This is a genomic window from Streptomyces albiflavescens (assembly GCF_014645835.1).
Lineage (GTDB): Bacteria > Actinomycetota > Actinomycetes > Streptomycetales > Streptomycetaceae > Streptomyces > Streptomyces albiflavescens.
The window spans coordinates 241,975-264,277 of the sequence record NZ_BMMM01000009.1 but is presented as its reverse complement, the minus strand read 5'-3'; the positions used below and the strand labels follow the sequence as shown (position 1 = coordinate 264,277).

Genomic DNA, 22,303 nt, shown 5'->3' with positions numbered 1-22,303 from the left:
GAGGCGGTAGAGTCATGTACAGACTATTCGACAACGTTGTCGCACACCGCGATCGGCACAAGCCACCGCACCACCCCCGAGAGCTGCGCACCATCCCGGGCAGGGCCTCCCCCGACCCCGCCCGGGCTCGCGGACCGGGTGAGTCCCGAACCACCCACCCGGTCCGCCCTGAGCGTCGCCGATTCAACCCACCTGACACGGCAGAGCTGCCGACGGATCATCACCCGTCCCGGAGACGACGTACCCGAACGTCGCGCTGTCGCCCGGATCCAGCGCCCCGTTCCAGTCGGCGTTGTGCACCATCTCCTTCACTGGTTGGTCCTGAGGGACATGCACGTGAGGTGGGAGCGGCTCCGGGGAGGGTTCCGGTCCACCGCGATGGGAGCGCTCCCACCCCACTCAATGGGGAAGTTGGCGCGCACCGGAACCCCTGTAAACGCCCGGCGCGGCAAGCGATCCGGACACGCGCAAGCGACGCGAGGGGCGTGGGAGGCATGCGCGATGCCGCCGGGCCGGGCTCTCCGGAACCCCGCGTGCGCCCATCCCCTCTTCCACCTATGAAAACGACGTGAAGGCGAGCAAGGGAAAAGGGCGGGCTGGTGCGGTGCTCCGAATCGGGTGGTGATGACAAGAGGGGGGCCAGTCCCGGCCCGGGTGCCGAGCACGGCCCGGGTACCGAGCACGGCCTGAGTGCCGACCGCGGCGCGAGTACCGGCCGCGGTCCGGGGGCGGTTCGCGGCCTGTGGGCACCCGCACTGGCCAATCTGCTGATCGGGCTGGTCGCGATCGTCCCGGGCCTGTGCCTGCGGTGGCTGCTGACCAAGTACCCGTCGGTCGACTGCGGGGGCGGAATCGGCTGCGACAAGGAGAGCCCCGACAACGCGCTCGGCATGATCACCGGCGCCGTGCTGGGCTGCGGGTTCGTCCTCGGAATGGTGCTGGTGGTGGACATCCTGATGCCTCGCCAGGAGGGCCATTCCGTGGGCCCGTGGCTCGGCATGGCGCTGCTGATCCCCGCCCCTTTCGTGGTCGGACAGGCGCTGGGCTGGGTCTAGGGCCTGTCTGGCAACGGACAGAGGGAACGCGAGGCAGAAGGCCGGGCTCACGCTAGGAATCCTGGACAACATTCCTGGCGAACGACGGCGCCAACTGGCATACAAATGCGCCTGGTACGGGAGCGAACTGCGTCCGGTACCCCCGCAGGGCACGTCCCAGACGTGTCCTGCATGCAAGAAATGCGGTCCTCGGAGTCGTCTGCATTGCGGACGAGAATTCGCTTGTGTTCACTGCGGGCACGTCGACCACGCGGATCGCAGCCCCTCGATCGAAGTCGAGGCCCGTGCACGCCGGATGGGCGACACGGTTAACAAAAGCACGCGCAGTCCCCACCCGGGGGCGAGGGGCCAGGGAACTGGCGCTCGGACGCGTGCAGCACTGGCCGCCGCCCGATGACGGGCGGCGGCCAGAACCCTAGGCGCTCATGCCGAAGGGCACATCACTTGCGGATCAGGTTGCGCAGCACGTACTGCATGATGCCGCCGTTGCGGTAGTAGTCCGCCTCGCCGGGGGTGTCGATGCGGACGACCGCGTCGAACTCGACGCCGGTGTCGGTGGTGACCTTCACCGTGCGCGGGGTGGTGCCGTTGTTCAGCTCCTCGACGCCGGTGAAGGAGAAGGTCTCCTCGCCGGTGAGACCGAGGGACTCGGCGGTGGCGCCCTCCGGGAACTGGAGCGGGAGCACGCCCATGCCGATGAGGTTCGAGCGGTGGATGCGCTCGTACGACTCGGCGATGACGGCCTTGACGCCGAGGAGCGCGGTGCCCTTGGCGGCCCAGTCGCGGGACGAGCCGGAGCCGTACTCCTTGCCGGCCAGGATGACCAGCGGGACGCCCTGCTCGATGTAGTGGCGCGAGGCGTCGTAGATGAAGGCGACGGGCGCGCCCTCGACGGTGAAGTCGCGGGTGTAGCCGCCCTCGGTGCCCGGCGCGATCTGGTTGCGCAGGCGGATGTTGGCGAACGTACCGCGGATCATGACCTCGTGGTTGCCACGGCGGGAGCCGTAGGAGTTGAAGTCACGACGCTCGACACCGTGCTCGGTGAGGTACTTGCCGGCCGGGGTGTCGGCCTTGATCGCACCGGCCGGGGAGATGTGGTCGGTGGTGACCGAGTCGCCCAGCTTGGCCAGGACGCGGGCGCCGGCGATGTCGGAGACCGGGGTGGTCTCCATCGTCATGCCCTCGAAGTACGGGGGCTTGCGCACGTAGGTGGACTGCGGGTCCCACTCGAAGGTGTTGCCGGTCGGGATCGGCAGCGCCTGCCACTGGGCGTCGCCCGCGAAGACGTCCTGGTAGGACTTGTTGAACATGTCCTCGCCGATGGAGTTGGCGACGACGTCGTTGACCTCGGCCTCGGAGGGCCAGATGTCCGCGAGGTAGACCGGCTTGCCGTCTTGGTCGATGCCCAGGGCGTCCTTGGTGATGTCGACCTTCATCGAACCGGCGATGGCGTACGCGACGACCAACGGCGGCGACGCAAGGTAGTTCATCTTGACGTCGGGGTTGATCCGGCCCTCGAAGTTACGGTTGCCGGAGAGTACTGAGGTCACGGCCAGGTCGTGCTCGTTGACCGCCTTGGAGACCTCCTCCGGCAGCGGGCCGGAGTTGCCGATGCAGGTGGTGCAGCCGTAGCCGACGAGGTTGAAGCCGACCTTGTCGAGGTACGGGGTCAGGCCCGCCTTGTCGAAGTAGTCGGTGACGACCTTGGAGCCGGGGGCGAGGGTGGTCTTGACCCACGGCTTGCGGGTCAGGCCCTTCTCCACGGCCTTCTTCGCGACGAGCGCGGCGGCGACCATGACGTACGGGTTCGAGGTGTTGGTGCAGGAGGTGATGGCCGCGACCGTCACCGCACCGTGGTCGATCTCGTAGGTCGAGCCGTCGGGGGCGGTGACCGTGGTCGGACGGGTCGGTACGCCGTTGGCGGTGGCCGGGGAGTCGGAGGCCGGGAAGGACTCCTTGCCCGCCTCGTCGTCCTCGTCAACGTAGTTGCGCACGTCCTGCGCGAACTGCTGCGCGGCGTTCGCGAGGACGATGCGGTCCTGCGGGCGCTTCGGGCCGGCGATCGACGGGACGACCGTGGAGAGGTCGAGCTCCAGCTTCTCGGAGAAGTCGGGCTCGGCGGCCGGGTCGAGCCAGAGGCCCTGCTCCTTGGCGTACGCCTCGACGAGCGCGACCTGCTGCTCGGAGCGGCCGGTGAGCTTGAGGTAGTTCAGGGTCTCGCCGTCGATCGGGAAGATCGCGGCGGTGGAGCCGAACTCCGGCGACATGTTGCCGATGGTGGCGCGGTTCGCGAGGGAGGTCGCGGCGACGCCCTCGCCGTAGAACTCGACGAACTTGCCGACGACGCCGTGCTTGCGCAGCATCTCGGTGATCGTGAGCACCAGGTCGGTGGCGGTGGTTCCGGGCGTGAGCTCACCGGTGAGCTTGAAGCCGACGACGCGCGGGATGAGCATCGAGACCGGCTGGCCGAGCATCGCGGCCTCGGCCTCGATACCGCCGACGCCCCAGCCGAGGACGCCGAGGCCGTTGACCATCGTGGTGTGCGAGTCGGTGCCGACCAGAGTGTCGGGGTACGCCTGGCCGCCTCGGACCATGACCGTGCGGGCCAGGTGCTCGATGTTCACCTGGTGGACGATGCCGGTGCCGGGCGGGACGACCTTGAACTCGTCGAAGGCGGTCTGGCCCCAGCGCAGGAACTGGTAGCGCTCCTTGTTGCGGCCGTACTCCAGCTCGACGTTCTGCCCGAAGGCGTCCGGCGTACCGAACTTGTCGGCGATGACGGAGTGGTCGATGACCAGCTCGGCCGGGGCCAGCGGGTTGATCTTCGCCGCGTCGCCGCCGAGCTCCTTGACGGCCTCACGCATCGTGGCGAGGTCGACGACACAGGGCACGCCGGTGAAGTCCTGCATGATCACACGGGCGGGCGTGAACTGGATCTCCTGCGACGGCTGGGCCTGGGAGTCCCAGGAGCCGAGCGCGCGGATGTGGTCGGCGGTGATGTTCGCGCCGTCCTCGGTGCGGAGCAGGTTCTCCAGCAGCACCTTCAGGCTGTACGGAAGGCGAGCCGAGCCTTCCACCTTGTCCAGCCGGAAGATCTCGTACGACTCGTCGCCCACCTGCAGCGTGCTGCGGGCGTCGAAGCTGTTCGCCGACACGACAGTCTCCTTCATTGATGTGCGCGTACCCACCACAATCCTGCCGCCACGACTGATGGACCGATCCGCTAAGGTAAGGCTAAGTTAGGTAACCCTTACCGGGGTGGCGGCTGCGGGGCGCCTCGGCAGATATCTCGATGTCGAGATAACTCTAGTACATGGGCGCGGGCTGGTCATGCCCGGCCTCCTTGGGGGTACCCGGTGTCGACCGGGGACCACCCGGCGTAACCGCCACAGGGAGGGCATCCCATGCCACTCACCTTCCGCAAGAGCTTCCGCATCCTTCCCGGAGTGCGGCTCAACATCAACCGCCGCTCGTGGTCGATCACCACGGGCGGGCGGCACGGGCCACGGCATACGCACAGCAGCACCGGGCGCCGGACGACATCCATGGACTTGCCGGGGCCCTTCGGGTGGCGGCGGACGACGCGGCGGCGGGGGCGGTGACTTCCGGGAGCGCAGACCCATGCACTCCGGGCGGACACACCGAAACGCCTTCGGCGAGCACAGACCCATATAGGGACGATCCATGACGTGGGACGATCCGTGACGGCGGACGCGGGCGAACTCGCCTCGACGACAGAGCAGTCGAAGCCCGGCCGCGCGGCGATCGGCGTGAGCCGGGAATGGCTGCGCGGCGATCGGCCTGAGTCGGGAGCGGCTGCGCGGCGCAGCCCGAATGCGGTCGCGCCGCCGCGGCGCACCGCCGCCGTCCACGCCACCGTGCGCGAGACAACCGACGAAGTTGCCAAATCGGTTAAAAACACTCTCGAAAACGACGAACCGTCATGGAAGCGCTCCTTCGGGACAATCAGCGGCGGCGCCCTCGATCGACCGCGGCCCGGGCGCCCCGTCACCGCCACCGCGCCCCCGGAGCCGGCACCCGAACTCCCCTGTGGCCAGCGCTTCATGGCGCCGATACCCGGAAGGACGCGCTCCATTTTTGTTTATCTCACATCCGATATACGGTCGCGCCATGGCAGACGACTACCTCGTACGCATCGGCAAGCTCATCCGTGACGCCCGGCAGCACCGGGGCTGGACACAGTCGCAACTTGCCGAGGCGCTCGGCACCAGTCAGAGCGCCGTCAATCGCATCGAGCGCGGCAACCAAAACATCAGCCTTGAGATGATCGCCCGAATCGGTGAAGCCCTGGACAGTGAGATCGTCTCACTGGGCTATGCGGGTCCGATGCATCTGCGCGTCGTCGGCGGACGTCGTCTGTCCGGCTCGATCGATGTCAAGACCAGCAAGAACGCGTGCGTGGCGCTGTTGTGCGCGACGCTCCTGAACAGGGGTCGCACGGTGCTGCGCCGCGTCGCCCGCATCGAAGAGGTGTACCGCCTCCTGGAGGTGCTCGGTTCGATCGGCGTCCGCACCCGGTGGATCAATGACGGGGTCGACCTGGAGATCGTGCCGCCGGCCGAGCTGGACATCGCGGCGATCGACGCCGAGGCAGCCATCCGCACCCGCTCGATCATCATGTTCCTCGGCCCGCTGCTGCACCGTATGGACACCTTCAAGCTTCCGTACGCGGGCGGTTGCGACCTCGGTACGCGCACGATCGAGCCGCACATGATCGCGCTGCGCCGCTTCGGTCTGGACATCGCCGCCACCGAGGGGCTCTACCACGCGCAGGTGGATCGCTCGGTCTCCCCCGACCGCCCGATCGTGCTGACCGAGCGCGGCGACACCGTGACCGAGAACGCGCTGCTCGCCGCCGCCCGCCACGACGGCGTGACCGTCATCCGCAACGCGTCCTCCAATTACATGGTCCAGGACCTGTGCTTCTTCCTGGAGGCCCTGGGCGTACGGGTCGAGGGCATCGGCACCACCACGCTCACCGTGCACGGTGTACCGAACATCGACGTCGACGTTGACTACTCGCCCTCCGAGGACCCGGTCGAGGCGATGAGCCTGCTGGCCGCCGCGGTGGTCACCGAGTCCGAGCTGACGGTGCGCCGGGTGCCGATCGAGTTCCTGGAGATCGAGCTCGCGGTCCTGGAGGAGATGGGCCTGGACCACGACCGCACGGCGGAGTATTTCGCCGACAACGGCCGTACCCGCCTGATCGACCTGACTGTCCGGCCCTCCAAACTGGAGGCGCCGATCGACAAGATCCACCCGATGCCGTTCCCCGGCCTGAACATCGACAACGTCCCGTTCTTCGCGGCCATCGCGGCCTCCGCGCAGGGCAAGACGCTGATCCACGACTGGGTCTACGACAACCGGGCGATCTACCTCACGGACCTCAACCGCCTCGGCGGCCGGCTCCAACTCCTCGACCCGCACCGCGTGCTGGTCGAGGGCCCGACTCGCTGGCGCGCCGCCGAGATGATGTGCCCGCCCGCACTGCGGCCCGCCGTGGTCGTCCTGCTGGCGATGATGGCGGCCGACGGCACGTCCGTACTGCGGAACGTGTACGTCATCAACCGCGGCTACGAGGACCTCGCCGAGCGGCTCAACACGATCGGCGCACAGATCGAGATCTTCCGGGACATCTGAGCGCTCTCTGACAGATAGCCGCCGCGCCCGGCCTGACCCGCGCACATGCGGGTCGGGAAGGGGCGTAGCGGCCCCCGTGGGATTTCTCTGGGACTTTGCGCCGGAACGGAGCTGTTCCCGGAGCGGCTCGGGCTACGCGAAGACCGCGTCGATGGCGGCGTTGCTCCCGGACACAAGACCCGTCCGGGGTGTCTCCTCCAGCGCGGCGATCACGCCGGAGTCGGTCAGGGCGACGCCCAGCACCGGCAGCAGTCCCAGCGGCAGGCCTGCCATCGCCCGGACCGGCCTCACACCGGAAGCCAACCGGGCCACCACGGCGGCACGTTGTCCGGCGGGCAGAAGCTGACCGGGTAGCCGTCGGACGCATGCCAGATCGCCATCAGGGGCCAGAGCAGTACGACCCCCGTGGCGACGGTCAGGAGGAACGGCAGGAGCAGCTGTCGTCGGCCGGTGGCCCTGCGCATCAAGGCCCATACGCACGTCGACACGACGGCCATGGTCGTCGACGCCGTCACCAGGTCTCCGAGGTTGGCCGACGCGTTGATGCCGATGTCGCAGTCGTCCCACGCTTTGCTCAGCAATGCGGACGCCACGAAGCCGGAGACCAGGAACACCACCCAGCCGATCAGCCAACTCGCCGCACTGTACGGAGCCTTCGCGCTCTGACTCACAGGATTCCTTCAGGATGAATGGGGACAACGGGGGCGGCCTGCCGATGGACAAACCGCCCCCGCGGCTGCGTGACGCTGTCTCAGCCCTTTACGGGATGATCGTTCCGCCGGGGACGTGGGTCCCTTCCTGCGGCGGTCGAATTCGAGCCCCGGGGACGCGCCGAACTCCAGGAAATCCTCGTCGATTCCGGTGGCGGCGCCGACGTAGCCGTAGTGGACGTTCGACCAGACGTCGTAGTACAGGCCTGCCCCGCGCGCGGGGCGGCGGGCCAGGACACGCGAGGTGATCGCGAGGGCCGACACGGCCGACGCGACCACCACCACGTCCACGAGTACCCGCACGTTCATCACCCGTGCAGGTATGGCTGCTGGGAGCGTGCCGTTCGCTCAGAACCGGCGCGGACCCTCGAAATTCCAGTGGTCGATCAGGGAAGGAACCTGGGTCCAGACCACGATGAGCACCACCAGAAGACTCAGGGACACTCCCCAGGCGGTCTTCCACCTGCGGGACACCATGGCGGCGGCCAGCAGAAAGACGGCGGCGAACAAGAGGATGAAGTTGGCCCCCGCAACGTCGTCGGGGTCACTCGTGGGTCCGATGTCCTCGCCCACGAACGGAAGGCTCAAGGCCAACCAGAACAACGTGGCAAGGTACAGGCACGCGGCAACGACCGCCCTGGACCACAGGCCCCCTCGACTTTCAGGGAAAAGCACTCGCCAGTCCTTTCGGTTCGAAACTCGGTGTGCTGCACCCGGACCCGGGTGCAGCACACCGACCGTGGAGCCTAACCCAGGAGATCTCGCAGCATCGGCTGCCACCCGACTATGCGAGCGCCGTAGCTTCTCGAACTGCGCGCGGTGGCATAGAAGTCAGGCCCGCCTTGATAGTAGGCACCGACATTCTGTGTGTCCGCGTCCGTGAAATCTCCCGCCCCTCGGCCCGGAGCAACCTTGTCCCGGGCGTCGGACAGATACCTTGCCGCCAGGAAAATGTTCTGGACATTGTCCTGGAGTGAACTCTTGATCTCACTCCGCTGATAACCGCTCAGATTACTGGGGTCATATCCGAGCAATTCGGCGGCTGCGTCGATCTGCATGCTGATGTTGCCGTATGAGGCGTCGTCTCCGTTCATCACCTCTCCGGCGAGGTCCGTGATCGGCGGCTTGCCCGAGACCTCGTTGTAAGCAACACCCGCCAGCAGCGTAGCCGGGATGTCGTTCTTCGCCGCGGCGGCCTTGATGGTGTCCGCGTATGCGGCGACGAAGTCCCCCTTGTACTGGGCCCGGTCCTCGTCGACACCACCGAAGACCCAGTTCCAGAGCTGCTGCGCCCCGTCCCAGTCGCTCCAGACGTCGAGGTCCTTCTGCGAACCGTAATGGTCGGAAAGCCCCATCAGCAGCAGGTGCTCCACCGAGAGCTGCTTGGTGGGCGTGCTGCACGCCGGCGGACAGCCGGCGCCGATGGTGACCAGCGTGGAGTCGGCGGCAGGGGTCTTCGCCCCTTCGGCCATTTCATGCTTGATCATCGGGGTTTCGCGGTAGACGCCTCCGCACATCCCGGTGATGTCGCAGCTTGTGTGCCCGTCCATCTCGATGAAACTGCTCGGGTTACCGCCGGCGAAGGCGTAGCGGTTGCCGGTGAACGGGTCGGTGCCGAGGCCCATGTCGGCGAGGGCGCCGTTGTACATGTCCCGGGTGGTGAAGCGGTTCAGGCCCGGGTTGTAGTCGCGGAAGCCCATGTCGTACGTCTCGGACTGGGCGTCCCAGCGCTTGGCGTTGAAGCGGTAGGGGTTGTAGGCCTCCTTGGTGGGGTCGGCGGCGTCGGGCTTGTCGATGCCGGTGAACTCGGAGTCGTCGTCCTTGCCGTAGGCGGTGTAACCGTACGTCGCCTTGGTGTTGCCGTCCTTGTCGGTCAGCGTCTCGACGTCGGTGTGATTGTTGTAGCCGTAGTAGCCGTCCTCACTCGTGCCGTCGGTGTTGTGCTTGATCTGCGACAGGCGCTCGCCCCACGGGCTGTACTGGTAGGACTTGGTCAGCTCGCCGGCCACCTTCTCGTCCAGGACCTCGCCGGACAGGCCGAGGTAGGTGAAGTCGGTGGTCTTGCCCTCGGCGGTCTTGGAGGCGGTGCGGTCCAGTGGGTCGAACGTGTACGTCGTCGCCTTCAGCGTGCCGGTGTCGTCCATCTTCTCGGACTTCACGACGTGGTCGAAGCCGTCGTAGGTGCTGCGTTCGATGATCTGGCTGCCCGAGGTGACCGATTCCTGGCGGCCGAACGGGTCGTAGTTGTAGTTCGCCGTGGTGCCGCCGGTGGTGGCGGTCAGCAGGCGGTTGCGGTCGTAGTTGTAGTCGGTGGTGGTGTTGTCGACGGTCTGCCGGATGACGTTGGCGTTGTCGTCGTGGACGTACGTCTCCGTGCCCGCGCCGTTACCGGTCTTCACCGACTCCTTGAGGCGGTCGGCCGGGTCGTAGCTGAAGTTCGTCGTCGAGTCGAGGTAGGCCGTGTTGTTGTCGGCGTTCATCTTCTTCGCAACGTCCTGCGCCTTGTTGCCGTTGGCGTCGTAGGCGTAGGTGTGGGAGGAGACGAGGGTGCCGTTGGCCTTCTTCTCGGCCGACGTCTTCAGCGCGGCGTTGAGGTAGTAGGTGTAGTCGACGGTGTTGCCGTTGGCCTTGGTCTCCTTCAGCGGCTGGCCGCGGTCCGTGTAGGTGTACGACGTCACCTTCGGGTTGGTGTCCGTCGCGGTCTTGCCGACGGAGACCGTCTTGACCAGTTCGCGCAGGTCGTAGGTGTACTTGGAGAACTGGTCGGGGTGGGTGATGGTGTCCGGCTGGCCGTTGGCGTCGTAGGTGTACGACGTGGCCTTCTTCTCGGTGCCGGAGAGCGCCTCGGTGACCTTCTGGACCTGGTTGAGGCCGGTGTAGGCGACCGTGTAGGCGTCGATCTTCGCGGTCGACGACGTGTCGTCGATCTTGGTCAGGTTGCCGTTGAGGTCGTAGGTGTAGGCGAAGTTGTTCTTCTCCGTGTCGGCCGGGTCGCCGCTGGTGTCACGCACCAGCTTCACCCCGTCGGCGACCGTGCTGCCGCCGCTGTTCTGGAACAGCTGCAGCTTGGCCGCGTTGCCCTGTTTGAAGGAGAACGAACCCAGCGACACCCAAGTCGCCTGGTTGCCAGTCGCGTTCTGGTCGATGGTCTTGTCGGTCGTGCCGGTGGAGTGGGTGACCGTGTACTTCGCGGTGGTCGCCGCCCCGGTGACCTTCGGGAACTTCACGTACGCGGTGTACGTGCCGTCCTGGGGGATGTTCAGTGTCCAGGTGAACGCGTCCGTGCCGGTGCCCGCCGCGTGGGTGGCGTGGTCGTAGCCGTGCTGGCCGGTGGCGGTCGCCTTCGTCCAGGTGCCGGTGGAGGAGGTGTTCTGGGTGTCGGAGTTGTCGACGAGGACGACCGACTTGCCGACCGGGACGCCGTCGTCGGAGCGGGCCTTGACGGAACCGTCCGGGTAGTACGACCACGTCATCGTGCGGTTGGAGGAGCCGCCCGCCGATGTCAGGGTGCGCTTGGTCTGCTGACCCAGCTCGTTGTAGTCGTAGGTGGTGGCGATGTCCCACGGGTCGGTGGAGGATTCCACCCAGCCGTTGTCGAAGTAGCTGTAGGTCGTGTCGTTGCGGACCGTCTCACCCTCCGACGGCGGCAGCGACGTCTTGGAGACGCGGCCCACCTGGTCGTACACGGTCTCGGTGTAGACGTTGGGGTTGTTGTAGCGGGAGTCCGCCGGATCGTACGGCTGGTACTGCTTGACCGGCCGGTTCAGCGCGTCGTACTCGGTACGGGCGGTGAACGCCGTGGTGGTCCCGGCCGCGACGGCGCGCGGGGTGATCACCTTGGTGGTGTTGCCGACCTGGTCGTACTCGTACTTCGTCGAGCGGGTCGTGGTGCCCTCGTAGGGGACCTTGACCTCGCTCTTCATGCCGCGCTCGTCGTAGGTGACGGTCGTGGTGTTGTTCTCCGCGTCCGTGGTCGACGTGACCAGCGAGTCCTTGTCGTAACCCCGCTTGTTGGTCTTGCCGGCCGCGTCCGTGACGGTGGTGACCCGGTGGTTCAGGTCGTAGGCCGTCTTGGAGGAGTAGTCGGTGGTGTCCGCCGTCGCGTTCTTCTTCGGGTCGATGACCGTGACGACGTTGCCGACGCTGTCGTACTCGTAGGAGACCTTGTCACCGGCGGAGTTGACCACCGACGTGACCTGGTAGATCTCGTCGTAGTGCTGGGTGGTGACGTAGTCGGTGGTGTCCGTCGTCGTCGCCACGCCCTTGGGCTCGGTCGTCGTCTTCAGGTTGCCGACCTTGTCGTAGGTGTACGTCGAGGTGCGCGGGTCGGTGAGGTTGTTCGCCGGCGCGGTCGCCGACGTGACCTGGTCCGCGTCGTCGTACACCGCCGTCGACACCGAACCGTCAGGTCCCGTGGCCTTGGTGACGTTGTCGTTGGCGTCGTACTCCGGAGCCGGAGTGGTGATCAGGACACCGCTGTCCTGCTTCTTCGGCGACGTACTGACCATCGGACGGCCGAACGTGTCATAGGTCTGCGTCGTCACCTTCTGGTTCGCGTCGGTGACCTGCCTGACCTGACCGCGTTCGTCGTAGACGAAGTCCGTCGAGTCGGACTTGGCGTCGGTGATCCGGTTCGGATAGCCGGCGGGGCCGAAGTCGAAGAACGTCGTCGGGTTGCCGTTGGCGTCCGCCGCCTTGGTCAGCTGACCGTAAGCGTTGTACTCGTACTTCGACGTGTAGTCGTCCACCGTCGCGGTCGACACGCCCTTGGGGTCGGTGACCGTCTTCAGGTTACCGAAGGTGTCGTACCCGAATTGCCAGGCGCGGCCCTCGGGCGACGTCTTGCGGAACAGGTCGGCGGCGAAGCCGTCGGCACGGGTCTGGTACTCGTACTTCGCCGCGTTCGCCGGCCACTTGGAGGGGTCCGTCACACAGGCAGTCACCTGGTCCGGCACACCCGACTTGTTGTTCTCCGCGTCACGCCGCCAGAGGGGGTAACCCGTCTTCTGGTCGTAGCAATACGCGGTCTTGGCGCCGTTGTCCTCCTCCAGGTACGTGACGTTGTTGTCCGCGTCCCAACTCATCTTCGTGACCTGGGACTTGGCGTTCGTCGTCTGCACCGGGCGGCCGAAGTCGTCCGTGACGTGCTTCGTCACGTGCGTCTCGGCGTCCGTCACCGTGGTGTCGGTGTGCTTCGAGTTCGTGGCGTTCGCCGCGTACGCGAAGGTCGTGTCACCGCCCACACGGTCGGTGATCTTCTTGGTCCACCAGTGGTACTTGGGGTCGTCACCGGCCTGCGGCGCGTAGTAGTCGAGCACCGTGTCATGGCCGCGCGGGTCCTTGACCCTGACCAGCTTGACGTTCTTGTTGCCCTGGATGGCGTCGTAGGTGAACGCGTACACCTTCGGCTGGGCCGAGCCCGCGCCGTCGGTGAGCTTCGTCAGCAGGCCCTGGTCCGAGTACTCGAAGGTGAGCTTGCGCGTCGAGATGTCCGTGATCGACTGGACGTGGTCCTCGACCTTCGGGCTGCTCGCCTCGGCCTTGGTGTAGTAGTCGACGGTGAGCGACTGCCGGCCGGCCGGGTCAGTGATGTAGCTGAGGAACTTGGTCGGCTTGTTGTTGGACTTGCGCTCCTCGTAGGTGTACGTCTGCGTGTTGCCGTTCTTGTCCACGACAGACGTCAGGTAGCCGTCGCAGCCGAAAAGGAAGCGCGTGCCGTCCGGACGCAGCAGCGTCCACGCGTCCGGCACCGGGTCCTTGTCCGGGTTGCAGTCCAGGCCCGCCTTCATGCTGATGCGGTAGTGGACACCCGCCGGGGCCTTCCAGGAGCCGTCGGCCTGCTTGGTGAAGACGTGGGTCGTGCCGTCACCGTCGGGCAGCCGGATCTCGGTCGGGTTCGGGTTGGGGTGGAAGTCCAGCGGCGCGCCCAGTCGGATCGGACCGGCCATCTGCGCCGACCAGCCGCCACCGAGCACGGTGTCGGACGTGTCCAGCGAGTTGTACGCGAAGCGGCCGAACGTCGTCAGACCGCGTCCCGGGTTGGAGAACGCGTTGTACGACCACACGCTGTTACCGGAGGCGAGGTTGTTCATCACCGTCGAACCGGCACCGGTGTTCTTGCCCGTGTAGGAGTAGAACTTCTCCAGACCGAGGGAGTTGGAGGTCGGGTCCTCCACCGCCACGTTCTGCTTCAGGCTCGGGATGCCGCCGGTCCCGGCGGACAGCCAGCTGCCGTCGGAGATCTTGCGGACGTCCCAGCCGAGCACGTAGTCCGTGCGCTTGTTGCCGTTGTCGCTGTTGATCGGCGTCTTGACCTGCGCCTGCAGCACGGTCGACTGGCCGGGGGAGAGGGCCGGGACCGGCGTCGAGACCTGGTTGCCGCCGTTGGTGACGTCCGTGCCGTCGGGCAGCTTCCAGGTGTACGACAGCTCCCGCTCACCCGCAGCCCACGCGGTGTTGGTGGTGTTGGTGAGGGTGAACTCGACCGTGTAGGTGGAGTTCGGGGTCATCCGCGCCGGGGTCTTGGGCGCGTAGTACGTCGACTCGGTGGTGGAGTCGACGTAGCTCACGACCAGCCGCGGGCGCAGCTTCTTCTCGGGCGCCTCGGAGGACAGGAACACCGTGCGCTCCTGCTTCACCGACTCGTCCGCCATCTTCAGCAGCACACCCTGGTTGGAGCCGGGGGTGCTGACCCAGCTCTGCACCAGGGAGGTGGCGCTCCAGTCGTGGCGGGCCGGGTCGTTGCTGAGCGCGGGGACCGTGTCGGCGACGGTGGCACCGAAGTCACCGCCGGCCGTGGTCCAGTTGGTGGTGGCGTTCGCCTTCACCCAGGTCGCCGACGCCTCGTCGAAGTCGCGGGTCAGCGGCCGCATCTCGTAGACGGCGCCGGTGTTCTCCGTCGTGGTCTGCGTACCCCACAGCCGCATGGTGGCGTCCAGCACGCGGGCGCTGGTGGGGATGTCCGACAGCGCGGGGAACTTCAGCAGGCCGCGCGTGGTGCCGTAGGTGGGGGAGTTGTTGCCCACCGCCAGCCACTTCTGCGCCACGCCGTCGGTCAGGGTGTCGTGCGGGGTCGTCGACTCGGTCTGGGACAGCGTGGTGTCCTGCCCGGCCTCGACGATCTTCGTGGTGCGGCCGGCCTTGGGCAGCCGGACCAACTGCGTCGGCGCGCCGATCACCTGCCCGTCCTTGGTCTTGACCGCGACCATGTAGTAGTACGCGCGCCCGAACGGGTCCGCGCTGTCGGCCGCGGTCGGCGTCGCCGAGGTGTCCGTGTACGACGTGGCGGCCGACGACACCGGCGAGACCAGCGTGGCCGAGGACGGCGTGAACGTCTGGTAGATCGAACGGTGGACCTGGTACTCGACGATGTCGTCACCGGTCGCCGTCGAAGGGTCGTTGTACACCGACCACTTCAGCTCGGCACCGGTGTCGTGGATCGTCGTCGGCGCGTCCAGCTCCACACCCGGACGCTCGTAGGTCAGCACCAGACGCGGATAGTTGGCGGCCTCGCCCTCGTAGGCGTACTCGCTGCCCTCGTAACGGGGCCCGCCCTTGGGGCCGTTCGCGGACTCGTCCCCGGCCTTGACGACGAAGCCGTAGTTCGTGTTCGTCCCGTCTATCCAGGACTGGACCGTCTTGGTCACCGGGAACGAGTGCCAGACGTTCACCTCGGAGGGCTGCTTGGTGACCACACCGCCCTTGGTGAACCGCACGGCGTCCGCGATGACCGAGGTGGTCGTCGAGGCGGGACCGTCACCGAGGACGGTCTTGCCGGCCGTACCCGCCTTGAACGGGTGCGTGCCCAGCGTCTTCCACACCCCGGCCGAACCGGCCTGCTGGTTGACGCTGTAGGTCTGGCTGCCGCCGTTGTAGGTGACGGTGTAGGGCGCGTTCGTCGCCCGGTCCGAGGCGGGCACATAGTGCGCCTGGACCTGGTAATCGCCGTCCTCCGGAAGGTTTGGCTGCCAGGTGTAGGTGTTCCCGGCCACCGAGTCCCTGTTGTACAGGTAGTCCTGGTTCACCGCGTACTGCGTGTACGCCGTGTTGCCGGAGGCCGGCCAGGAACCGCTGGCGGCGGTGGTGCCCGCGTCGCCGTCGTCCACCAGGACCGAGGTACCGGACAGCTCACCGGTGATCCCGTTGGCGCTGTTCCAGGTCGCCGTGTCCTCACGCCAGTCCTGGGTCGCCCGGTGCGCTTCCAGATGCACCTCGGTGTCACCAGCGGTGTGCGTCTGGTCGTAGTAGAGCTTCAGGTCGGCCGAGTCCAGCTTCGTGCCCGCCGGCACCCCGGTCAGGGGGAACTTCAGCAGGGCACGGGAGCTGCCGGTGGTGGTGTTGCCCACCGACAGACGCCAGTTGGTGTCGTAGTTCGACCCCGGGCCGTCCGAGGAGATCATCACGTCCTGCGCCGTCGCCGGCGTCGGGGCGATCTGGATCGTCGGATCGATCGTGACCGGATACTGCCGCTTCGGCGAAGCCAGCCACTTCGCGTCCGGGGTGACGGTCAGCTTCCAGCCCTTGCCGTCCCGGGTCAGCTTCTGCCGTACGGCGGTGGAGTACGCACTACCGTACGGCGACCCCGCGTCCTTCTTCGCGTCCGCCATGAACGGCGCCGGGATGACCAGGACGGGGTGGGTGCCCTCGCCGTAGAAGGCGATGGAACCGTCCTTCGCGGCCTTCGGGGTCAGCCCGTCGGTGTCCAGCGTGAACGTGAACTTCACCGGACCGGCCGGGCGTTCGGCCAGGGTGACGTTCTCCTTCACCCGGCCCGCACCGACCTCGTACGACAGGTCCGCACCCGACACCGCGTCGCGGTAGGTGACGGTGTCACCCTTCGCAACGGGCTTCAGTGACGCTCCGGCGCCCTCCAGCCCGAGGGTCACCGCGTGACCGTCGGCGGACTCCACCCGCATCAGCCGATCGGCGTCACTGCCGAACCAACTGCTCGTCGCGTTCGTGGTGTTCGAGAACTCGAAACCGTCCCGGCCGGACTTCTCGACCCGCGTCTCGATGTCCCGCCACGACTTCCCCGCCCGGTAGGCGGTCGGCACGGCCGACACCTCGGCCTGCACCCGCCCGTCCGACAGCTTCCAGAAGCGGGCGTTCGCCGTACGCCGGCCGGTCAGCTCCGCGACCCGCCGCGCCTTCGGCGCCACCTTGCCCTTCGGCAGTTTCTGCCGCTCGGCCACCCCCGCCTCGTCATGTGATGACGGCTTGTCCGATTCCTTGCTGTCGTCCGCGAACCAGCCCTTGATGCTGTCGACGATACCCTCGCCGTCACCATCAGAACCGGACGCGGCATAAGCGGCCTGCGGCATCAGTGAACCCGTCACTGCTGCTGCCACAAGGCACGCCAACACCCTGCCCAATCTGGGACTCACGCCAAACCTTTCCATCAACGGTCGTGGAAATCCACCGCATTTCCCGAGCGGTCCCGAAGGGGGCCGGCCGAGGGCATACGCAGTGGCGGCCGGAGGTTCTAGTGATCCAACTGATACAAAGTCAAGTGGTACGACATTCCGTCCACTTGATGCGACAGCCCCTGCAAAACGGCCATACAGGCACGGGCCGATGTCCGATATTTCCGCTCGCTGGAAAAGGACCGACGTCGTGGGGTATAACCCCGCCTGACCTCAGTCCGCGCGAGCTGAGTGCATTGGTAATTCACTTGTCGAGGGGGGAAATGCATGGGCGACAACAGCTCGAAATCCGACGAACTACCCGACGCCGAAGAGCGGGCACAGGCCGAAGAGCGGGCACAGGCCGAAGAACGGGCACAGGTCGAAGAACGGCCGCAGGGCGGGGAACGGCCGCAGGGCGGGGAATCCGGCGCCAAGGCCGGCCGTCCGGACCGCGCGGGGGTGATCACGGCTGCCGTGGCGCTCGCCGCGTGCGGCGGACTCGTGCTGTACGGGGTGCTCTCCCCGGGCGGCGAGGAGAAGAAGAAGCGCGAGGTGCCCACCGCCTCGGTCACCTACGAGGTGACCGGCACCGGCACCGCCGACATCACCTACCAGGCGCGCAGCGAGTCCGGGAAGGCCACCGTCGTGAAGGCGGCCGCCCTGCCCTGGCGCAAGACCGTGCCCGTCCCGCTCGGCCGCAGCCCCGTCGTGAGCATCGTGCTCGGCGAGAAGGGCGGCCAGGCCCGCTGCGCCGTCGCCGTGCAGGGCCGGCACCTGCAGGGCGCCACCGCGAGCGGCGGTTTCGGGCGCGCCACGTGCACCGGGACGCTGCCCAGCCCGAGTTCGAGCCCGAACCCGGCCGACGCCGCCGCGGGCTGACCGCGCACCCCCCTCGCGCCCCACAGCAAGCAACAGCGAAAGACGAAGGAGGGCCATGAGCCCCAGAAGACCCCGCGCGCGCCGCACGCTCGGCCGTTCACGCACCACGTGGCTGGCCGTCGGTGCCACCGTGCTCGGCGGCGCCGGGCTGGCGACGGTCGCGGTCGCCGGCGTTCCCGACAAGGGCACGGGCACCGAGGACACGGCCCGCCCGGCGAGCGCACAGACGATGGCGTTCGGCGGGACCGGCAGGACCAAGCGCGCGCTTCCGCGTACCGAGACCAAGGCCTTCTCGCTGATCGGCGTCTCCTGGGCGGACCACACCAGGCGCTTCGACGGCACCGCCCAGATCCGCACCCGCAGCGCCGAGACGGGCGAGTGGACCGATTGGCGCGACCTGGACTTCGACACGGTGGCGCCGGAGACGGACGAGACGAGCGCCGTCGACACGCGCGGCGCCTCGGAGCCGTTGTGGGCGGGGCCCTCCGACGCGGTCGAGGCGCGCGTCCTGGCCGACGGCGAGCAGACGGCCGTGCCCGAGGGGCTGCGCCTGGACCTGGTCGACCCCGGTACCACGCCCAAGTCCAAGGGCAAGGGCACCGGCGCCGCGAAGCCCGGCAAGACCACGGCGACGCCGACCCCCGCCGGGTCCGAGGAGGCCCCCACACCGGTGCCCTCCACCAGCTCCCCGGAGACGGTCCCGAGCGCCGTCGACGACACGACGACGCCGAGCACACCCGCCGAGTCCACGGCCGGTACGACCGAGCCCGCCGCCTCGCCGACGGACACCGCGTCCGCCGAGCCGAGCGCACCCGCCGAGACCACGACGCCGGCCGAGTCGCCGACGCCCGTCGACCCCACCACGCCCGCCGTTTCGCCCACACCGACCGACACGGCGACGCCGGAGCAGTCCACGCCGCCCGCCGAGCCGAGCGCACCCGCCGAGTCCACCACCCCAGCCGGACCCACCGCGCCGGCGATCGTCAGCCGCGCCGCCTGGGGCGCCGACGAGTCGCTGGTGAAGGACCCCGCCGAGTACCTCACCAAGGTGGAGGCCGTCTTCGTCCACCACACTGCGGGCACGAACGACTACACGTGCGCCGACTCGCCCGCCATCATCCGCGCGATCTTCGTGTACCACGTGCAGACGAACGGCTGGAACGACGTCGGCTACAACTTCTTCGTCGACAAGTGCGGCACGGTCTTCGAGGGCCGGGCGGGCGGCGTCGACAAGCGGGTGCGCGGCGCCCACACCTACGGCTTCAACGGCGTCTCCTCCGGAATCTCCCTGCTCGGCGACTACGAGAACGGCGGCACCCCCACACCGGAGGCACTGTCGGCCATCGCCGACGTCGCCGCGTGGAAACTGAGCCTGGACGGCGTCGACCCGCAGGCCCAGGTGACGCTCACCGCGGCCGGTGACACCGGCGTGTACAAGTCCGGCGAGAAGGCCACCCTGCACACCATCTCCGGCCACCGCGACGGCTACGCCACGCTCTGCCCCGGCCAGGTCCTTTACGACCGCCTACCGGACATCCGCACCCGGGCGGCTGCCTCCCCGTACGCGGCCAAGTGACCCCGACGGCCCCGCACACGTCCGGCGTGTGTGCGGGGCCGTCGCCATATCCGTACGTCTTCTCTCAAGTCCCCTGTGCGCTTCACGGAGAGCAGCGGGGTCTTGGTCATTTTCTGGCGCCGGCAGGGCGTACGAAGCCGCGCCCTTGGAATCCGGAACTGCACTGCCGACCAGTGTCGCGGCGTCGACCGCGGTAGCGCTGTCGGAATCCGGGGTTCGGAATTCATCATTCCCGGCCGGTGCCGGCTCAGCGAGGACACCGACGGAACGACCACCCCGTAGAGGTCTTCGACCGTCGCGAGCGCACCGTGATGCACCTGCTCGGCGGACACCTCGGCAGCCGCGCAAGGGACCCGTGATGCAATGGGGCCACAGAGCAGATCTCGGGGTGGAGTGGCGCGTGTTGAGCAACGGTGGGCCGGGCGCGGGGAGTTTCCAGCCGCTGGAGGACGGCGATCCGCAGGTCGTGGGCGGCTACCGGCTGGTGGCGCGGCTCGGGGCCGGCGGTATGGGACGGGTCTATCTCTCGCACACGCCGGGCGGACGGGCCGTCGCGGTCAAGGTGATCCGGCCGGAGCTGGCCGAGAACGCCGAGTTCCGGAAGCGGTTCCGGGCCGAGGTCGCGGCGGCGAGCCGGGTGCACGGGCTGTATACGGCTCCGGTCGTGGACAGCGACACCGAGGGATCCATCCCGTGGTGTGCGACCGCTTATGTGCCGGGGCCGTCCCTCGCCGACGCGGTGCACGACCACGGGCCGCTGCCCGTCGACACCGTGCTGCGGCTGATCGCCGGTGTCGCCGAGGCACTGCAGGCGGTGCATCGCGAGGCCATCGTGCATCGGGACCTCAAGCCGTCGAACGTGCTGCTCGCCGCCGACGGGCCGCGCGTCATCGACTTCGGTGTCGCGCGTGCCGCGGATGCCACGTCGGTGACGCAGAGCGGTACGGCTCTTGGCACCGTCGCCTATATGGCGCCGGAGCAGGTGCTCGGCGCGGAGGCCGCGCCCTCGGCCGACGTGTTCGCGCTCGGGCAGACGGCCGTGTTCGCGGCAACGGGCGGGGCCGCCTTCGGGGACGGGGACCCGCATGCGGTGCTCTACCGGGTGGTGCACGAGCAGCCGGACCTGAGCCATGTGCCGGGCGAGATACGCGAGTTGGTGGCGTGGTGTCTGCGCAAGCCCGCCGCCGAGCGGCCTTCCGTCGAGGAGGTCATTCGCTCCGTGTCGACGATGCAGGCGCACCGTGGTGACGACGCGCTGTTCACGTCCGGGGCGTGGCTGCCGGGAGAACTGGCGGCGGGGATCGCGGCTCGGACCGACGAGGCCGATCAGGCCCGGGCGGGAGCGCCCCAGGGCGCTCACGGTCCCGGCGGTTCCGGGCCGACGCCCGGCGGCTTCGGACCCGCTCCCGGCGGCTTCGGGCCCGCGCACGCCGGTTCCGGGCCCGCGCATGCCGGTTCCGGGCCGACGCCCGGCGGTTTCGGACCTCCGATGGCCTACTCCCCCACCTCGCCGTCCCATGCCGCGCTGCCCGGACCGTTCGTGATGGGGCATCCGGCCGCGCCGGAGGCCTACGCTCCGCCCGCCGGGCCGCAGCCGCAGGAGCCGGCCGCCGCGCGGACCTCCTCGGTGACCACGGGCGGCAAGGGGCGCAGGGGCCGGGTCTGGATGGTGGCGGCGGCCGCCGTCGTGCTCGTCGCCTGTGGCGCGACCGCAGCTCTGCTGCTCGTCCCGGGGAACGGCGACCGGAGCGACGACCGGGCACGGGAGGTGGCCGCGTCACGGTCGGCCGAGGCCGCCACGACGTCGCCTTCGCCGTCCGGCTCCCCGTCCACCACGACCTCGAAGAAGCCGAAGCCCGTCAAGTCCACGCTGCTTCCCAGCCCTTCGGGGCCCCCGACGCCCACGCGGGCCGCGACCTCGGCTCCCGCGAGCGCCGCGTCCAGCGAGCCCGCTGCCCCGAAGGCCCCGGTCCCGGTGACGTACGCGGGGATCCGGATGACGGCTAGCCACGACCTGTATCTGGGGGACACCCCGGTGCGGTCCAAGGCGGACACGGGGAGCTCCGACGAGGATCTGACGTACGCCGTCTACTCCTCGGGCGCGGTCCTCGCCCCCGGCACCACGTCCGGCAGCTCACTCGCCCTGCTGCCGGTGGGGCGGCAGGCGAGCCTGGACGTGTGCAAGGCGGCGACCGGCTACAAGAGCTACATCTGGGTCAAGGACCTCACCGTCGGTCAGCAGATGTGCGTCATCAGCGGGACGGGGCACGTGGGGCTCGTGACGTATCGGGGCTCGTCCGGGACGACGTACGCCACCTTGGACGTCAAGGTGTGGCGCAACGCGGCCTAGGAAGCTGCGGTGCCGTCCCCTTGCTGAGCTGTGCCGGGCCTGTTCGGTGCGGTGACCGACCTCGCGCGACCACTGCCCGTGCTGGTGATGAGCACCCTGCTGGGGATCCCTCCGCAGGACCGCGCCGATGTCATGGAGCGGTCGATCGACGTCTCCAAGGCCTTCGCCGTCTTCATACCCGAACAGGAGCGTGCCGCGGCGCACGAAGCGGTCGTCTGGCTGCGCGCGTACTTCCGCACGCTGCTGCCCACCGCGCTGGAGGAGTTCCTGCGCTGGGACGCCCCGATCCACACCACGACCCGGCTCACCCTGGAACCCGTCGAGGTCGGCGGCCGCACCCTGCGCAGGGGGCGGGTCGTGGTCCTGCTGCTGGCCTCGGCCAACCACGACGAGCGACAGTTCGCCGACCCGGGCGGTCTCGACGTGGGCCGGCGTCCCAATGCCCACCTCAGCTTCGGCGGCGGTGTGCACCACTGTCTCGGCGCGATGCTGGCCCGGGTGGAGGCGACAGCGGTCTTCGACCGGCTGCTGGACCGGTTCACCGCACTGGAACCGGCGGGCGAGGAGGACTGGCAGCCGAGCGGGGGCGGATTCCGCTTCCCTTACTGCGCCTATCGATCCCTCCCGGTGCGGATCTGCTGAAAGGCGTCGCGCGCAGCCGTCCGTTC

The 22,303-nt window shown here is 68.3% G+C and carries 14 protein-coding genes and 2 pseudogenes; 8 read left to right on the top strand and 8 right to left on the bottom strand.

Going from position 1 to position 22,303, the window contains the following annotated elements:
• Positions 1 to 183: 183 nt before the first annotated feature.
• A pseudogene (locus IEY95_RS49195) lies at positions 184 to 303 on the bottom strand (chitin-binding protein); the annotation flags it as partial.
• 296 nt (positions 304 to 599) lie between these two features.
• Between IEY95_RS49195 and IEY95_RS24955 the strand changes: the two are divergent.
• A complete protein-coding gene (locus IEY95_RS24955; protein ID WP_189188343.1) occupies positions 600 to 1,055 on the top strand; it encodes a hypothetical protein in 456 nt (151 codons plus the stop codon).
• A gap of 7 nt (positions 1,056 to 1,062) precedes the next feature.
• Positions 1,063 to 1,452 carry a zinc ribbon domain-containing protein gene (locus tag IEY95_RS24950; protein WP_189188483.1) on the top strand — a complete coding sequence of 130 codons (390 nt, stop codon included), beginning with the start codon at positions 1,063 to 1,065 and terminating at the stop codon, positions 1,450 to 1,452.
• A 43-nt stretch (positions 1,453 to 1,495) separates the two neighbouring features.
• On the opposite strand, the gene acnA is transcribed toward IEY95_RS24950, so the two are convergent.
• Entirely contained in the window at positions 1,496 to 4,210 is a 2,715-nt protein-coding gene (gene acnA / locus IEY95_RS24945) for an aconitate hydratase AcnA (protein WP_189188342.1), read from the bottom strand.
• 249 nt (positions 4,211 to 4,459) lie between these two features.
• On the opposite strand from acnA, the gene IEY95_RS24940 reads away from it, so the two are divergent.
• On the top strand, positions 4,460 to 4,657 hold the full coding sequence (locus IEY95_RS24940) for a DUF4236 domain-containing protein (RefSeq protein ID WP_189188341.1): 198 nt from the start codon (positions 4,460 to 4,462) through the stop codon (positions 4,655 to 4,657).
• 529 nt (positions 4,658 to 5,186) lie between these two features.
• A complete protein-coding gene (locus IEY95_RS24935; protein ID WP_189188340.1) occupies positions 5,187 to 6,716 on the top strand; it encodes a helix-turn-helix domain-containing protein in 1,530 nt (509 codons plus the stop codon).
• A 132-nt stretch (positions 6,717 to 6,848) separates the two neighbouring features.
• On the opposite strand, the gene IEY95_RS24930 is transcribed toward IEY95_RS24935, so the two are convergent.
• The 5 genes from IEY95_RS24930 to IEY95_RS24910 all read right to left on the bottom strand — a co-directional run bounded on the left by IEY95_RS24930 (position 6,849) and on the right by IEY95_RS24910 (position 16,773).
• Positions 6,849 to 6,989 carry a hypothetical protein gene (locus IEY95_RS24930; protein ID WP_189188339.1) on the bottom strand — a complete coding sequence of 47 codons (141 nt, stop codon included), beginning with the start codon at positions 6,987 to 6,989 and terminating at the stop codon, positions 6,849 to 6,851.
• A gap of 14 nt (positions 6,990 to 7,003) precedes the next feature.
• Entirely contained in the window at positions 7,004 to 7,387 is a 384-nt protein-coding gene (locus tag IEY95_RS24925) for a hypothetical protein (protein ID WP_189188338.1), read from the bottom strand.
• A 9-nt stretch (positions 7,388 to 7,396) separates the two neighbouring features.
• On the bottom strand, positions 7,397 to 7,729 hold the full coding sequence (locus IEY95_RS24920; protein WP_229703309.1) for a polymorphic toxin type 44 domain-containing protein: 333 nt from the start codon (positions 7,727 to 7,729) through the stop codon (positions 7,397 to 7,399).
• Positions 7,730 to 7,774: 45 nt separating this feature from the next.
• Positions 7,775 to 7,999: a hypothetical protein gene (locus tag IEY95_RS24915; protein ID WP_229703307.1), complete on the bottom strand. Its 225-nt coding sequence runs from the start codon at positions 7,997 to 7,999 to the stop codon at positions 7,775 to 7,777.
• A 173-nt stretch (positions 8,000 to 8,172) separates the two neighbouring features.
• Entirely contained in the window at positions 8,173 to 16,773 is an 8,601-nt protein-coding gene (locus IEY95_RS24910) for a golvesin C-terminal-like domain-containing protein (RefSeq protein WP_373294539.1), read from the bottom strand.
• 342 nt (positions 16,774 to 17,115) lie between these two features.
• Here IEY95_RS24910 and IEY95_RS49190 point away from each other — a divergent pair, with 342 nt between their 5' ends.
• Together IEY95_RS49190 and IEY95_RS24900 are read left to right on the top strand one after the other, a co-directional pair.
• Positions 17,116 to 17,709: a hypothetical protein gene (locus IEY95_RS49190; RefSeq protein WP_229703306.1), complete on the top strand. Its 594-nt coding sequence runs from the start codon at positions 17,116 to 17,118 to the stop codon at positions 17,707 to 17,709.
• Positions 17,710 to 17,764: 55 nt separating this feature from the next.
• Positions 17,765 to 19,285: a peptidoglycan recognition protein family protein gene (locus IEY95_RS24900; RefSeq protein ID WP_189188335.1), complete on the top strand. Its 1,521-nt coding sequence runs from the start codon at positions 17,765 to 17,767 to the stop codon at positions 19,283 to 19,285.
• 245 nt (positions 19,286 to 19,530) lie between these two features.
• Here IEY95_RS24900 and IEY95_RS50755 read toward each other — a convergent pair.
• A pseudogene (locus tag IEY95_RS50755) lies at positions 19,531 to 19,722 on the bottom strand (hypothetical protein); the annotation flags it as partial.
• Here IEY95_RS50755 and IEY95_RS24895 point away from each other — a divergent pair.
• The gene (locus tag IEY95_RS24895; protein WP_229703305.1) at positions 19,686 to 21,635 is read left to right on the top strand and encodes a serine/threonine-protein kinase; all 1,950 of its coding nucleotides are present in this window, start codon (positions 19,686 to 19,688) and stop codon (positions 21,633 to 21,635) included. The pseudogene IEY95_RS50755 and the gene IEY95_RS24895 overlap by 37 nt on opposite strands.
• A gap of 51 nt (positions 21,636 to 21,686) precedes the next feature.
• A complete protein-coding gene (locus IEY95_RS24890) occupies positions 21,687 to 22,277 on the top strand; it encodes a cytochrome P450 (RefSeq protein ID WP_229703303.1) in 591 nt (196 codons plus the stop codon).
• Positions 22,278 to 22,303 lie beyond the last annotated feature (26 nt).

What these genes read in the sequence shown, in the direction of transcription:
- IEY95_RS24935 (WP_189188340.1), top strand. Translation starts at nt 5,187, where the DNA reads ATGGCAGACGACTACCTCGTACGCATCGGCAAGCTCATCCGTGACGCC.
- IEY95_RS24900 (WP_189188335.1), top strand. Translation starts at nt 17,765, where the DNA reads ATGAGCCCCAGAAGACCCCGCGCGCGCCGCACGCTCGGCCGTTCACGC.
- IEY95_RS24940 (WP_189188341.1), top strand. Translation starts at nt 4,460, where the DNA reads ATGCCACTCACCTTCCGCAAGAGCTTCCGCATCCTTCCCGGAGTGCGG.
- IEY95_RS24930 (WP_189188339.1), bottom strand. Translation starts at nt 6,989, where the DNA reads ATGGCAGGCCTGCCGCTGGGACTGCTGCCGGTGCTGGGCGTCGCCCTG.
- IEY95_RS49190 (WP_229703306.1), top strand. Translation starts at nt 17,116, where the DNA reads ATGGGCGACAACAGCTCGAAATCCGACGAACTACCCGACGCCGAAGAG.